9 protein-coding genes and 2 pseudogenes are annotated in these 14,812 nt (G+C 60.7%); 2 read left to right on the top strand and 9 right to left on the bottom strand.

Annotation, left to right across the window (positions count from 1 at the left end; genetic code table 11):
* Nucleotides 1-110: 110 nt before the first annotated feature.
* The 7 genes and pseudogenes from MMG91_RS04500 to MMG91_RS04470 all read right to left on the bottom strand — a co-directional run bounded on the left by MMG91_RS04500 (nt 111) and on the right by MMG91_RS04470 (nt 11,152).
* Nucleotides 111-790: pseudogene (locus MMG91_RS04500) on the bottom strand (PDDEXK nuclease domain-containing protein).
* Between the two features lie 167 nt (nt 791-957).
* Nucleotides 958-1,773 (bottom strand): DUF2135 domain-containing protein, encoded by an 816-nt coding sequence (locus MMG91_RS04495; RefSeq protein WP_310658864.1) that lies wholly within the window; start codon nt 1,771-1,773, stop codon nt 958-960.
* A gap of 3 nt (nt 1,774-1,776) precedes the next feature.
* Nucleotides 1,777-3,396 carry a DUF2300 domain-containing protein gene (locus tag MMG91_RS04490; protein ID WP_310658863.1) on the bottom strand — a complete coding sequence of 540 codons (1,620 nt, stop codon included), beginning with the start codon at nt 3,394-3,396 and terminating at the stop codon, nt 1,777-1,779.
* Between the two features lies 1 nt (nt 3,397).
* Complete coding sequence (locus tag MMG91_RS04485) at nt 3,398-7,972, bottom strand: alpha-2-macroglobulin (RefSeq protein ID WP_310658862.1); 4,575 nt, start codon at nt 7,970-7,972, stop codon at nt 3,398-3,400.
* Nucleotides 7,969-8,607 carry a DUF1175 domain-containing protein gene (locus MMG91_RS04480; RefSeq protein WP_405046516.1) on the bottom strand — a complete coding sequence of 213 codons (639 nt, stop codon included), beginning with the start codon at nt 8,605-8,607 and terminating at the stop codon, nt 7,969-7,971. Before MMG91_RS04480 ends, MMG91_RS04485 begins: the two co-directional genes overlap by 4 nt.
* Nucleotides 8,604-10,325, bottom strand: a complete 1,722-nt coding sequence (locus MMG91_RS04475) for a DUF2138 domain-containing protein (protein WP_310658861.1) — start codon at nt 10,323-10,325, stop codon at nt 8,604-8,606. Before MMG91_RS04475 ends, MMG91_RS04480 begins: the two co-directional genes overlap by 4 nt.
* A 35-nt stretch (nt 10,326-10,360) precedes the next feature.
* Complete coding sequence (locus tag MMG91_RS04470) at nt 10,361-11,152, bottom strand: DUF2135 domain-containing protein (protein ID WP_310658860.1); 792 nt, start codon at nt 11,150-11,152, stop codon at nt 10,361-10,363.
* Nucleotides 11,153-11,467: 315 nt separating this feature from the next.
* Here MMG91_RS04470 and MMG91_RS04465 point away from each other — a divergent pair, with 315 nt between their 5' ends.
* On the top strand, nt 11,468-12,217 hold the full coding sequence (locus MMG91_RS04465) for an SDR family oxidoreductase (protein WP_305502449.1): 750 nt from the start codon (nt 11,468-11,470) through the stop codon (nt 12,215-12,217).
* Between the two features lie 15 nt (nt 12,218-12,232).
* Here the strand turns inward: MMG91_RS04465 and MMG91_RS04460 are convergent, their stop codons facing one another.
* Together MMG91_RS04460 and MMG91_RS04455 are read right to left on the bottom strand one after the other, a co-directional pair.
* Complete coding sequence (locus MMG91_RS04460) at nt 12,233-13,591, bottom strand: MATE family efflux transporter (RefSeq protein WP_310658859.1); 1,359 nt, start codon at nt 13,589-13,591, stop codon at nt 12,233-12,235.
* Nucleotides 13,592-13,770: 179 nt separating this feature from the next.
* Complete coding sequence (locus MMG91_RS04455) at nt 13,771-14,412, bottom strand: LysE family translocator (RefSeq protein WP_305446084.1); 642 nt, start codon at nt 14,410-14,412, stop codon at nt 13,771-13,773.
* A 203-nt stretch (nt 14,413-14,615) separates the two neighbouring features.
* Between MMG91_RS04455 and MMG91_RS04450 the strand changes: the two are divergent.
* A pseudogene (locus MMG91_RS04450) lies at nt 14,616-14,789 on the top strand (dienelactone hydrolase); the annotation flags it as partial.
* Nucleotides 14,790-14,812 lie beyond the last annotated feature (23 nt).

Here is a 14,812-nt window from a genome sequence, read left to right as displayed (position 1 = left end):
TGCTTGGCGCCTACGCGGTTTCTGCACATTTTATGGTCCACCGACAGCTGTATGCGCACTGGCAAAACCCGAAGAAGCCCGCAAAAACACCCTCAAACATAACCGCTGGTTTACTCGTCAGCATTCAGCGCATAAAACTCATGCAACTTGGCCTGCAACAGTTTCTTGTCGGGGAGCTGAGTCTGATATTCCGCGATCAATGCTGGCGAAAGCGAACGGTTCAGGGCGTACTCGACGACTTCGTCGTCTTTGCTGGCACACAACAAGACCCCAAGCGCCGGATTTTCATGGGACTTGCGGACATTGCGATCCAAAGCCTCAAGGTAGAAGTCCAGCTTGCCGAGGTATTCTCGAACTGGCGTTCGAGCTCCCGGCTCGACCACTTCTCCTGAATCACCATGCGCAGGTAAAACTCGCGTTCTTCCGGGCCTTTGCTTTGATTGAGAATGATCAGGTTTTGGGTCCAGGGTAATTGTCTCAGCAGTGCTGAGACTTTTGCATCGTGCCTGTACGCCTCGTAAAACTGGCGCATACGAAAGAGATTCGGTCGGGTAAAACCGCGCAATCCCGGCTGAGTACGGGCGAGGTGAGTAGCCAATTGAGCGACCACTCCATCCCCCCACTCTGCCGCTTCGATCTTCCGGCTGATGTAAGCCCCGACCTGCCAGTGCAGTTCAATCAACTCGGTATTGACTGCCTGCACCGCTCGCTGCCGGGCAGTGATGATCAGTTGCGCGATTTCGTTAAAGCTTGCACCAACGGACGGTGCAGTAGCGCTGAGGTCATTCACGTGAAGGCGTTCCTGTTTAGTAGACGACCTTCTCTAGTACTCCTCACCTTGAAACAATAAAAATCACGAAGTGTTTCGGCGTGAAACAGTGCCACTGTGATCACGGTATTGGGCAGCAACCTGCTGCCCAATTCAATCGTGTCAGCACTGCTGTCACAATTACCCCCTCACGGATAACTAAACCCCTTAACCAACGTCAACTCCCCCACCGCCCGCATCGGCACCAGGAACGTTTCCATCTTTTCGTTCGGCGTCCCCTCTTCCGTAATCACCGTGATGTGCGCGGTGGTCAGCGCCTGCTGTGCCTCTTCCTGTCCTTCATCATCACTGCGATACCCGCCACCGTAGTAGTTCACGTACACCAGGTATTGCCCCTTGATCGGTGCCGGCATGGCGAAGATTTCCGGGCCGTAGCCGGTGGTGACGTCGACGTCGAGTGCGCCGCCGTTGGCTGCGACGCGATCGCCGTACCAGATATGGCCGCCGTCAGGCGTGACGACATGCAGGTCGAGGTCGGTGCCGTCGCTGTCCCAGGCCAGCAACACTCGCAACTTGGCCGGGGTGGCGCCGCCGCTGGTGTTGAGGAATTGGGTGCGGTGGCGTTGTTGACCATCGGGGCTGCGGACTTCGACGCTGTTGCTGCCGTTGGGGAATGAGAACGGGCGATCGTAGCGGCCGGCGGGGTCGATTTTCAGCGGCATACTGACGCCGTTGACGATGAGTTTGCCGGGCTCATTGCCCTTGGGCGCGGATTTGATCTGGCCGGTGATGCGAGCGGTATTGGCCTGCCCCACCGGTGTGTTGACCGAGGACGCCGGGTAATTAACCGTCTGACGAAATTTTTCGCCTTCGCCTTCGGGCGCGCCCGTGCGCCAGCCGCCGACGGGCGTGTCGAGTTTGACCGCGCTATCGACGGCGAACGTGGTCGGCCATACGCAAAAAGAACAAAGGAACAGGAGGACCTGTGGGTAACGGAGTTTCATGGCCTATTCCAGCAAGAGGTGGCGGGCGAGCCCTTCGATGTAGGTTTCATCCTGGCCGTTGGGGTGTGCTTCGAAGGCCAGGTGCAGGTATTCGTGAGTCAGGTCGAGGCGGTCTTGCAGCGACAGCACGCCGCGCACGTAAATGCGCTGGCGTTCGCGGTCGACAAAAGGACGGCCGAAGGCCAGGCGGCAGACGGCGAAGGTGCTGACTTCGTTGTAGCCAACCTCGCTTTCCAGCCGTGGACGCCAGCCGCGACGTTGTTTTTGCAGCCAGTCTTGCGCAGCGGGTAACGCTTCGCAGGAGGCGACGGGGTTGTCCCAGCGGCTGAGGCTGGCGCGCGGATAAGCGTGCAGCAGAATGGCGTCGTAGCGTTGACCGGCATTGGCCTGTTCGACGGCTTGCAGCCAGGAGAGCTTGTCCGGCCCCGGTTGGTCAGAGTGATAGGTGACGTTGCTGCCGGCGAGGACCAGGTCGCTGGTCCACGCGGCGATGTTGCGCGACTCGGTCGCGGCCGGGCGTGGGGCGACGCGTTGTCGGCTGCTGCTGTCATCGATGCTCAGGCAATCGCCGTTGCGGGTAGCGTTTTGCAGCAGGTAGGTGCGGATCGCGACGCTCAAGGCTTTGGCGGCTTCGGCAGGTTCCGGTCTGGCTTCGCGCTGCAGGACGCGGGCGACGTATTCTTCGCGGTCCAGGCGGGCGACGAGTTTGTCCTTGAGCAAGAACAACTCGCCGTCGCTGTGGATATCGAGTTGATTGCCATTGGCGAACTCGACGCGATAGTCGCCTTGCAAGGGCCCGGGCGCTAACACGCGATCCCCCGACAGCACGCGTTTCAGCGGATAACGCGCGAACAGGCCGACCTCAACGCACTTCCCCGCCTCGGCGGGCCAAGACGAAGGCAGCACCGTCGCCAGTGCCTGACCGTAATTGCGCAAGACCATTTGACTGGTGCCGCGCCCACTGGCCCAGATCGGTGTGCCGTCCGCCGTCCAGCCAGCAAATCCGCCCTGACGCGACGAAGGATCCTGATCCCCCAACCAGCTCCAGGTTTTCACCCGCAACCGGCCACCGAGTTCGCCCACGACATTGCCGTCAGCAGCATTCAGCACCACATCGAGCAACACCCGCCGCGCCTGATCCTGCGCCGGCATCACGGCCAATGCCTTCAACAACTCAGCCACCGAAACCCGGGTCTGCGGTTGCAACGACGGCAAGTCCAGCAACCACTCAGGCGCTTGTCTCGCCTGCCAATACTCGCGCCATTGCGCGCCAGCAATGCCCAGGCGCACAGGCTCAAAATACAACCCGCAAGACTTCACCAATGCCTGATCGCGCTCAATCCTGCCGCCCGCCGTGCAGCAATACACTTCTTCCTTCGATTGCCCGCGACACTCATACGCCGGTTCACGCGCGCCGGTATCCACCAGCCAGCCGTAGACAAACAGCTTCCACACACTACCCAGTGGCGTCTGCACATCAGCAGGCAATGGCTCACGCGAAATTACCTGCGTTTGGCTCAACGCAAGCCATTCACCCTTGAAGCCCAGGCGCAACGGCTCGTCCTGCGCGGTCGCCAGCGCAGGGATCAAACACAACAGCCACCAGACCAAACGCCGGGTCATGTCAGTGGACCGTGACCTGGCCGAGTGCCGGTTTCTGTTCCTGAGCCTGATGCTGTGGCGCATAGACCTGCGTGAAACGCACCGGCGGCAGGTTGAACTGACCCTTTTGCGAGAAACGCACCAGATGACGCAGGCGCAATTCGCCGCTCAGGGCATCCACGGGGATCGCGTAAGCCATTTGCCCCGGTTCGAAACGGGCCTTCTCCAGCGAGGTCGGCTCGGTGCCGGCCTTGCCCATCAGCTTGATGCCCCACGTGGTGCGCTCGACGTCCGCGCCCGGTGGCAGCGGCACTTCGAGCATGCCGTAGCGCAGCGGTTTCGCAGCCTTGCTGGTGATGATCACTTCGTCCAGGTACAGGCTGTCGCTGGACAGCGGTTTGCTGCCGACCGCTTCGAGTTTGAATTCGAACGCTTCGTCACCCGGCACCAGACGCGACAGACGACGGGTGATGGTCACGGCCATCGGGTCCACTGGCGGTTGCTTGCTCTGGAAGCTCAACGCGGCGCGAAGCGGGCGTTCTTGCTCCCCGGTCAGCGACAACACTGCCGGCACGGGTGAAGCACCCTGCCACGTCCAATACATCTCACCGGTAGCACTGTGTTGTTTCTTCCAGCCCTCACCTGGCGCCAGCGCGATGGTCGGCGAGGCCTGCTCGATGCTGCGTTGCAGCCAGGTCAGCGCCAAGGCACGTTCCAGGGTCGATTGCTGTGGCAACAGACGTTGCAACAACGCTTGAGCGTGAGCCTGATCGAAGGCTTGCAGCGACAGGTTCAGCGCTTCGACAAACGGTTGAGAACTGGCGGCCACTTGTTGTTGCGCAACGTCCAATTGACCATTGAACGCCGACGGCAGATTGACCTTGGCCTGACGCGCCAAAGACGCGGTCAGCACCCGAGCGCTGGCCAGCCCCAACGCCGAATCCGGATCGCTCATGACCAGGCTTTCTTCCCCATCGTCCATCATGCTGGCCGCATGGCCTTCGCCGGCTTTCACCAAGTCGTCGATCAAACCGCTGAGCAGCGTGTTCACCGGCAACTGCATCTGTTTGGCAAACGACAGAATCAACGCCCGCTGCAACAGCGGCGTGTTCTGCGCCTGCTTGGCATACACCTCCAGCACCCGCTGGAAATGCTCCGGCGGCAGGCTCAGTTCCAGCGCTTTACTGGCGTGCCAATCGGCGTAATAGGCATACGCGGTCAGGAACGCATCCGGCTCACCGTCATAGCCCCACCAGGTGAAGCTCGCCGACGGGCCGGCCATTTGCACCAGCCGCAGGCGGCTGTTTTGCATGATCAAACGCAAGCGATCGCGGATCTGCGGGTTCGACGACAAGGTCGGATAAGCGATGCTCAATGGCAGTAAACGGCTGGCGGTCTGTTCGACGCCGCCGTATGGATAGCTCAGCAGATCATCAAGCGCCGAACGGAACAACGCTTGCGGGCTGTCATCCAGACGCAGGCGAATATCCGTGGCGTCGGCCGGCAAGGTCAACGGTGTATCACCGCTGGCCACATCCAGGCTCTGGCTCTGAGTCACCTGCCAGCCTTCGCCGGTCGCGGTCAGGCGCACGGCCAGGGCGTCAGCAGTTTTGCCGTCCTGCACCAACTCGGCGGTCCACTCGCCATTGGCCACGGTGAACGCTGGCAATGCGATGTAGTTGATGCCGTTGTTCAACGTGACCGGCACCCGTTGTTCGGCGCCCGCGTAATGAATCACCAGCTCAGCCTTGACCGGTTTCTCGGCCTGGCTGAAAGCGAACACACCGAGATCCGGTTTGTCGCTGTTGCGGAACCTGGTCGGGCCGCTCCACTTCAGGTACAGCGGTTTTTCCGAACGCACGAATTGCTTCTTCTGCCCGACCTGGCCGTCATCGGCAATGGCCCGGGCGGTGATGCGCCAGCGGGTCAAGGAGTCCGGCATTTTGAAGGTGAAGCGGGTTTTGCCATTCGCATCGGTGATCAATTCAGGCTGCCATGCAGCGGTGTCGACGTCTTCACGACGTGGTCGCTCCAACACTTTCACCCCGCGCTCGCTGCGGTTGGCTTTACCCGGTGCGCCTGGGCTGCCCGGCAATGCCACGTCGTAGCTGATGAACGACAAACTGGCGCTGGTGCGCACGTTGTTGCGGCGTGGGTGATAGAAGAACTGGTCGATGGTCGGCGCCACTTCCGGTTGCAGCGCGTAGACCATTTCATCGACCACGCTGACCGTCAGATGCGCCGGAATCGGCTTGCCGGCGAACTGCGTGGTCAGGTCAACCGACACGGTATCGCCCGGCTGATACGCCTCTTTGTCGGTGGCGATGGCCACGTCGATTTGCGGCGCGATTACCTTGATGCCGGCGTTCTGGAAGCTGTACTGACCGCCCTTGGTATAGAGCACGGAGAAGGTCAGGTTCGGCGCGAAGCTGTCCTTCACCAGGATGCGCGCGCGGTATTGGGTGTCGCTGAGTTTTTCCATCTTCAGCCAGTCGCTGCCCTTGGACAGCAGCGCCGTGGCCTCGACCTTGTCGCGTTCCAGCGACAACAGCGCATCGATAATCGGCTCGGGGAAAGTGATCAACGCGAGTGCTTCGTCGCCGGCCTTGTACTCGGGTTTATCGAGGACGATTTCCACAGTGCCGGGCACGGCTTTGACGCCATCACCAGTGACCGAATGACCGGTCGCGCCAAGCACACGGCCGTGATCATCTTTCAGCGTCAGGTTGTAAGTACCTGGACGGTCGAAGGCCAGGGTGAAGCCTTTATCTTTGGCGGCGAGTTTACCTTCGCCAGTGGTTTGATCTTCGAGTCGCACCCAGCTGTAGCTGCTCGGGTTGACCGCTTTGCTCTGCTCGCTGCCACCTTCGTTGGTATAGCTGAATGCAACCTTGCCGCCCACTGCGCTGAACCGCTGCGGCGCGCTCAGACGGAAACTCGCGGCACCGCGGTCGATGAGGATTTCCTTGGCGGTCTTGACCCGATACGCCGCGCCATCGCTGGCGAACACGGTGAGCATGTAGCGGCTCGGCTTCTCGGCAGCGGGCAGATCGAGGCTCGCGTTACCCTTGGCGTCAGTGGTCAGTTCGGCGCTGGTCAGTTCCACCGGGAATTGCCCGAGGTATTGCAGCTCGTTATCGACCATAGACAGTTGCTGGGCGCGCAGGCTCAGGCTCAACTTGGCGTTAGCCACCGGTTTGCCGTCCGGGTACAGCAACACCAGACTGCCCTTCACCGGTTCACCGGTGCGGTAATCCTGCTTGGCCAGGTTCAGGGAAATCTCGAAGTGCGGCTTGATGTATTCAGCGACGCGGAAGGCACTGCTGTAGGCCTGATCCTTGTAGCTGAAACGCAGCTCATAGCCACCCGCCACCGCGTTGTCCGGCAACTGGAAACGGCCCTGAGTGCCAGCCTTGGAGTCAAGCTTCAGCGCCAACGATTGCAGCGCGGTGCCCGTGGCATCGAGTACGGTGACGTTGACGTCGGCAGCAGTCGGCGCCACGGAATCCCGCGCATTCTTGAACTCGCGGCCGACGATTTTCAGCGACACCCAATCCCCCGGCCGATACAGCGGTCGGTCGGTGAAGGCATAGAGTTTGGTGTCGTAGATTTCGCTGTCGTAATAGAAGTTCTCGGAGACGAACACCCCGCCCTCTTCGTCTTCGCCAATCACGAATGAACGCTCCGGGCTGACGTGTTTCAGCCGCAGCAAACCGTCGGCGTCAGTAGCGCCACTGCTCATCACGCCCAGGCCGTCGGTCCACAGCACATTGACCTTGGGCACCGAACTGCCTTCGTGTTTGCGCGCGGCCCACACCAGCAATTCATCGCCGGCAATCTTGCTCACCGCCACGGTGTTGGAGACGAAGACCATGGTGGTCGCGCGGTACTTGCCGATCAGCGCTTCCACCAGATACAGGCCCGGTTTCAGGTTGCCCAACGGGATGTACACGTTGCCCGGCGAAACACTGACGAACTCGCTGGAAGAACCGGCCAGGTTCACGCCCTCAGGCGGCTGGATCGGCTTGGCTTGCCACAGCGGATAACGGAATTGACTGACCACCGGCAAGCCAGGAATCAATGCGAACTGCGGCTGAGCGTCGTAAGGCGTTGGCGCGGTAATGGCGGTGCCCATCTTCAGTTCCGGCACTTCCTCGGTGACTTGTTTGCGCGACTCGTAGGAAAACGCCCGCTGCATCACCCGACGGGATTTGCGGTACCAGTTGTCCCACAGGTACGCGAGGGTGTTCGACAGGCCTTCGCCCTTGAACTGGCCGTCGCTGACCACGCGGTGCAGGTTCTTCTGGCGCTTGAGGAAATCCAGCGGCTTGTCGATGCGATACACACGAATGTCCGCACCGCCGTAAGGCTCCATGCGGAACCGGCGGTAATCGCGGCCCGGCGCTTCGAGACGAACCATCGCCTGTTCGTCGCTGGCGAAACTGCTGTCGGCCAACAGGAAAAAGCTTTCACCGGCCACCGGCGTGTAGCCGCTCGGCTCGACGGTGTCTTCGGCATTCACCGCCGACAAGGGCAGCACCAACGCCAACAACAATGGAATTCGAGAGCAAATGCGCAGCATGCGGGCACCGATCATTGGGAGAGGAAGTTCAGTCGATAGACGCCGATGAAGTTGGGGTTGGCTGCGTCGGGTATCCATCGGGTGTCCTTCCATGTCATGAGTTGTTGCAGGCTTGCGGAGCGCATGCCGTTGTCAGTGGGGGTGGTAGTGCCGGTGTGATAGGCGATGAAACGGCCCATCCAGATCATCAGGTGCTGGTCGTCGCCCTGATCGAAAAACATCAAGTCGCCGGGTCGGGCCTGGGCCAGATCGCGACCGACCAGATGACTGTTGAACTGAATCAGTTTGATCGCGTTAACGTAAGGCCCGACTTTGCCGCCGCCCTGCTGCCATTGCTGGGCGAGGCCGTGTTGGGCATCGCTCAGTTGCAGTTCCGGCGGCAGGTAGCGATTGGACAGGCCGTTGCTGCGCAGCCATTTGTCGTCATGGACTTTCAGCGCTTCATTGGCGGCAAATCGCACCAGCCCGGCGCAGTCCTGCTGATACCAGCGCGGGCTCGGGCCTTGGGTCAGTTGTTCCTGGGCGATGCGCACGAACCAGGCGCGAAATACCTGGGACTGCTGCGGGTCGAGCGCCGGGGCTTCGCTGGCAAAGGTGCGAGTCCCCAGCAGCAACGCCAGCAGGCCGAGGCCTCGGATGAGTGCGGTCACAGGGCTTTCCACTCCAGCGGCAGCCACTGCCAGTGGCCGTCAGGCTCGCTGCCTTTGGGCAAGGTCAGGGCGTACTTGCCATAGCCGCCGAGGGTGCGCAGTTTCGGGATCAGGTAGGTTTGCGCGGCGTTGTAAAACACCGGCTCCATGTCCTGCGGCAGGCTGTCGAGGGTTTCCTGTTGCATCAATTGCGCCATGGAATCCGGGCCGAAATAGATCGGCATCAGCAGGTCTTTCGGCAGCACGTCAGCCAGCGGTGGGAAGCGTTTGTCGAGGGTGCCGAGGGCTTTGTCGACCAATTTGTCGTCGAGGGAGAACAGCAGCGTCGAACCGTGGCGAGCCAGGCTTACGCGCATAAAGGCTTTGCCAGTGATCGCGTCCGGTTGCTCGGCATCCTTGGCCTTATAGGGACCGAAGTTGGAGCTGACCTGGCGCTGCCACTGATGGGTTTGGCCTTCCTGTTTCTCGACCACCGGGAACGCATGCTCAGCGACCTTGCCTTCGTAGGCGCCGACCATCGAGCCGAACAGGTTGCCCAGGTCGCCGTCGAGTTTGGCGCTGTCATCGTCATTCAGGCTGGCCACCAGCAGCGGCGTGTACAGCCGCGAATCGGCGTACCAGCACAGGCCGGCGGCACCGGCCATGTGTTCGGTCAGGGCCTGGGCCACGGCGTCGTCGGCACCGAGTTTCACCAACAGCGGTTTCTGTTGTTCGGCGGCCAGTGGCAAGGCGACGCAGGCGCTGGCGCCCATCGGCATGGCTTGCCAGATCGGTTTGAAGTCGAAGTCTGGCTGGTTTTCCAGTTCGTCCATGGCGAGGAAGCTGTGCCAGCCCTTGTCGTCCATGTCGAAACGCAGGCCGGCGAAATTCGGGATAAAGCGCTGGTAACCCATGGCCAACACACTGGAGTTGACCGAGAGGCGTTGTTTTACCTCGGGCGTACGCGGTGGCAGGCCGAAGGCTTCGGGGAACAGTTTGTCGCCGTTGAGCAAGGCGGCGATGGCCTTGGTCGAAACGCTGCCGGTGTCCTCTGATGCGCCGTTTTCCGGATCGTAGAGCTTGGCCGGATTGGACAGCACCACCAGTTTGTCGCCATGGGAAGCGAACACCAATGACTTGCTGGCGTTGTAGTTGAGCTGATAAAGCGTGACGGCGTCGGCGCCGACTTTCACCTCGCTGAGTTTGCTCAGCTGCGTATCACCCAGCGCCACTTTCGCCAGCGGCTCCAGCACCTTGGCCAACCCACCGCGATCCATCACCAACAGGAAATCCTTGAGACGCCCATCCGCCCCGCGCCACAGCGCCACATCCGCCGGTTGATCGAACAGCTGCTCGATCAGGCTGTCCTGCAACTTCAGGTCATGCTCGTAAATGATCCGCCGCAGACTGCCAATCAAACCGAGACGGTCGGCGTGGGCTTCGTAATAGAAGACGAAATCTTCGGTCAGGGTTTCCTTGAGAAACGGCACCGCCAGCAGATCCTTCGGCAGTTGGCTCAGGGAGTGGGTTTCGAGCAGACCGTCCGGCCGGCTCATGCCCAGTTTGTCACTGGCCAGTTCCGCAGGCGGAGCCTTGGGTTTGTTCAGGAGCCAACCCAACCCGCCCGCCACGCCGGCCACCAGGCACAGCCCGATTACCAGCGCCGGCCAGCGACGGGAAGTGTTGGCGGCCGGTTCGGCTGCTGGGGAAACGGCCGGGGATACAGTGTTATCACTCATGTTCACAAACCCAATTCATCCGTGGTGCGGGATGTTTAATAGTTGAAAGTCTTGACCAGCAGCAGGTCGCCGATCGCCCGCAAGGGCACGATGAAGGTCTCGCGTTTTTCGTCGACGGTGTTTTCGTTGAGCACCAGATTGATCTGCGAGGTGATCACCTCGTTCTGGTTGCTGGTCTCATCGAAGTTATAGCCGCCGCTGCCGAAGTTGCCCCAATAGTTCACGTAAACCAGATAAGTGCCATGCATCGGCGCGGTCATGGTGAACATTTCCGGGCCGGGGCCATCGACCCCGTCCGGGTCCAGGCCGCCGCCATTGCTCATGGCCGGCCGAGCCCAGAACGCATGCTGGCCGTCGGGGGTAATGATGTGCAGATCGAGTTCGGCCTTGGGATCGTCCCAGCCCAGCACCACGCGAATGCGCGCCGGCGTGCGCAGGTTGTTGGCTTCATAGAATTGAACGCGCTTGAGCGACTTGCCCTCGGAACTGCGCACTTCGACGCTGTTGGACCCGGCACCGAACGCATACGGCCGGGCAAAACGTCCTTGGTCGTCGGTGTACAGATTCAGGGGATTGCCGTTGACCGCCAGGCTGTGCGGCGGTCGGAGGGTGCCGAGGGCCTTGAGCTGGCCTTCGATCATCGTGCGATTGCGCTGCACGCCGCGGTCGATGGGCGGCGTGGGATAGGCGACTCGAGGGTTTTCACTGCGGTCCAGCAAGCCGTGATAGCGCCAGCCGCCCACCGGTTCCGACAACTCGGCCGTGGGCTCGGCCCATGCCACCTGGGCGCAGACCAGCGTGATCAGCAGTGAAAGAGAACAACGCATGTAACGCCTCCTGCCATGCATAACGAAACCTGGCGCCCGATCCTCGGCGCGTTATTGGTTTGACTGGCATTAGGCCAGAGGCCGGCAATATAACATTGCCAGCAGTGCAATTTTCCGATCTTTTTCTGTCTATAGCGGCTTTTTTAATAAGCCGATGGCCGCCGACTTACACCCGCTAATCGAACCATTTATCGGACAACACAAACAAGTTCTCGCCCCCGCAGCCATTGAGTTCATTCCGGGTCTTTAATGGTTCCAGGATTAAAAGCCAGGCAGACACACCGCAATCTCTGCGCACGCATCGGGAGACTCGTCATGAAATTCGTCATCATTGGCGGTACCGGGCTGATCGGCAGGCAGCTCTGCAAAAACCTGCAAGGCCTGGGGCATGAAACCCTGGCCGCGTCACCCAGCACCGGCGTCAACGCCCTCACCGGCGAAGGCTTGCAAACCGCTTTGCAAGGCGCCGACGTGGTGGTCGACGTGGCCAACTCGCCCTCCTTCGAAGACGCTGCCGTGCTCGACTTCTTCGAAACCTGCGGGCGTAACCTGCTCGCCGCCGAGAAAACCGCTGGCATCAAACACCATGTCGCCCTGTCGGTGGTGGGCACCGAGCGCATGCTCGACAGCGGTTACTTCCGGGCAAAAATGGCGCAGGAAAAACTCATCAAGGACTCGGGGATCCCCTACACCATCCTGCGGGCCACGCAGTTCTTCGAATTTATCGGGGCGATTTCGCACTCCGGCGTGCAGGAAGGCGACACCGTGCGCCTGACCTCCGCCGAGCTACAACCGATTGCCGCGGTCGATGTCGCGATGGCATTGGCGAAGGTCGCCGTGCAAGCACCGAGCAATCAGACCCTGGAAGTGGCCGGCCCTGAGCGCTGGCCGCTGGTGGAGTTCGTGCGCCTGTTTTTGCAACACACCAACGACCCGCGCCAGGCCCAAGCGGACGACACGGTCCCCTACTTCGGTGCGCCGATCGATGACCATTCGCTTACGCCGGGAGAGCACCCCATCATCGGGCCGACGCGCTTCGAGACCTGGCTCAAGAGCAGCGTTTGATACTCAAGCGAGGCCCTACACCAACCGCTCAATCTTCTGATGCTGCCAGATCATTTTGTAATACAGCGTCTGCAGCATCAGCATGCCCAGATACGCCACCGGAAATGCCATCCACACACCTTGCAGCCCGAAGCGCGCATCCAGCAGGTACGCCATCGGCAACTGCACCCCGACCACACAAACGATCGAAACCGCCACCGGCACCAACACCGTGCCGCTGGCGCGCATGATGCCGCCGACAATCGCCTGGAAGCCGAACACCAACAGGCTCCAGAGCATGATGTGCAACAAGTGTTCGGCCATCGCCCGGGTGGAATCATCCGTGAGGAACAACCCCAGCAACCAGTGCGACAACAGATAACCCAACACCACCAAACCACCGGTCAGGCACACATTGATCAATAGGCCCGTGCGCAGAATCGGCCCCATGCGCTCGATGCGTCCGGCCCCGATGGCCTGCGCGCCAAGGATCGACGCCGTGATCGCAATCGACAGCGCCGGGAACTGCACGTAATTGACGATCTGCGTCACCGCCCCATACGCCGCCGTCGCCTGGGAACCATGCTGGTTCACCAGCGCCAGAATCACCAGCTCCGACAACGACAGCACCACCATCTGCAACCCGGTCGGCAGCCCGATGCGTAACACCTTGCCGAGGATCTCCAGATCCAGCCGCATCGCCGCAAACATCTCCCGATCCGGCGCCAACGGATGCCCCTTGCTAATCAACCGCCACGCCAGCCACCCCATCGCCGACAAGTTACCCGCCAACCCCGCCCACGCCGCACTCTGAATCCCCATCGGCGGCAGCCCCAACCACCCGAGAATCAACGCCGGCGTCAGCGCCAGCCCGACACACGTCGACACCACCAGCGCCAACAACGGCGACACCGTATCGCTCACCCCACGCAGCAGCTGCGTGAACAACACAAACACCAACAACGACGGCAAAATCCACATCATCACATGCGCATACGCCACCGCATCGTCCAGCACATCCGCCGGCGTCCCCAAACCCTGCAACGCCGGCCGGGCAAACACACTCCCCAACACCGCCGCCACCAACCCGATCATCGCCCCCAACAGCAACGTCGAACCAGCAATCGCCTTCACCAAATGCAACTCGCGAGCGCCCCAGGCTTGACCGATCAACACCCCGGCGCCCGCGCCAAGGCCGATGACCAGGGCGATGAAGAAGAACACCACGGGGAACATGCCCGATACCGCCGCGAGAGCCTGGGTGCCGAGCATTTGACCGATGTAGATGCTGTTGATGGTGCCGGACATGGATTGGAGGAAATTGGAGAGGACCATGGGGGCAAGGAATAGGAGGTAGGTTTGCCAGAGAGGGTGTTGGGTGGTGGGGCTTTGCATTGAGGTTCCGTCTCGGGTGGGGGCTGGCGTTTGGGAAATTCTACGCTACGGAACCGGGAATAAGGCGCTCCTGTTTTGCGGATTTGGGGAGCAGAAGTAATGTCTGCGGGACTGTCAGATTTTTTGTGTGCGGGCCGGTAACGGCCTTCCCTGTTACCGGAATTACAAGCCCGACGCCCCTACGCCGCCTGCCGCCGCATGGTCAGGATAGCAGCACCGAAACCGATGAATGTCGACCCCACCACCCGGCTGACCCAGCGGGACAGCGCAGGCCGGGTCAGCACACCCTTGGCCCGCGAGGCGAGCGCGGCATAGAGGCTCAGGGACGACACCGACAATGCCATGAAGATCGAGGTGAGGATCAGAAATTGCGGCAGCAATGCTGCACTCTGATCGATGAACTGCGGGAACAACGCGGTAAAGAACATCGTCGCCTTGGGGTTGGTCACCGCCGTCAGGAAGGCCGATTTGTACAGTTTGGAACGAGTCGGCCGGCTTTTCTTCAAGTCGTCCTGAATCCCGTCCGGGAGCATCGGGCCCTTTTTGAACAACTGTCTGATGCCCAGGTAGAACAAATAACCGGCACCGATGAACTTCACCATGTTGAACAGCCATTCGGAACTGGCAAGCAGCGCCCCCAGCCCCAGCATGGCAGCGGACGACAGGCAGAACAGGCCACTGGCGTTGCCGAGCGATGACCATATGGCGCTGCGCTGCCCATGGGCCAGGCTATTGTTGATCGCCATCAAGGTCGCAGGCCCTGGGCTGGCGATGGCAATCGCGGCGACCAGTGTAAAAGTCAGAATCGAGTGAGAATCCATTTTCAAAGCTCGTCGTGGTGGGGGCTGGTATGTTACAGGAACGAGCGGGACAACAAGCTAAGTGGTGCGCGGTTTCCCAGACGGTATTTGGATTGATAGCACTCCTTGCCCACCGCCAGCAATCGGGCGCCAAAGCAAAGGAGGCTTGCAACGAGGAGGAGTCCATATACGGACGTTCAGCCTTCTCACTAAAGACCACGAACATGTCGGTGTGCAAACCTGGCGCGCAGGCAATGCTCGAAGAAGAAGTACCAGGCGATGGCATCATTTGCCGGGATGGCGACAGCGCTCGCCCGCGTGAGGTAATTCAACAACAGATTACATCGCTGATAGCAGAGTTTCTTCAGTCATCTATCTACAAAGAAGGCAGTTTGTAAACTCGTGGTACAGGAACTGCCGC

This window comes from Pseudomonas sp. JL3 (assembly GCF_031570575.1).
GTDB classification, from domain to species: Bacteria; Pseudomonadota; Gammaproteobacteria; order Pseudomonadales; family Pseudomonadaceae; genus Aquipseudomonas; species Aquipseudomonas cucumis.
Note: the sequence above shows the minus strand (reverse complement) of the source record. Positions and strands in the feature narration are given on the sequence as shown.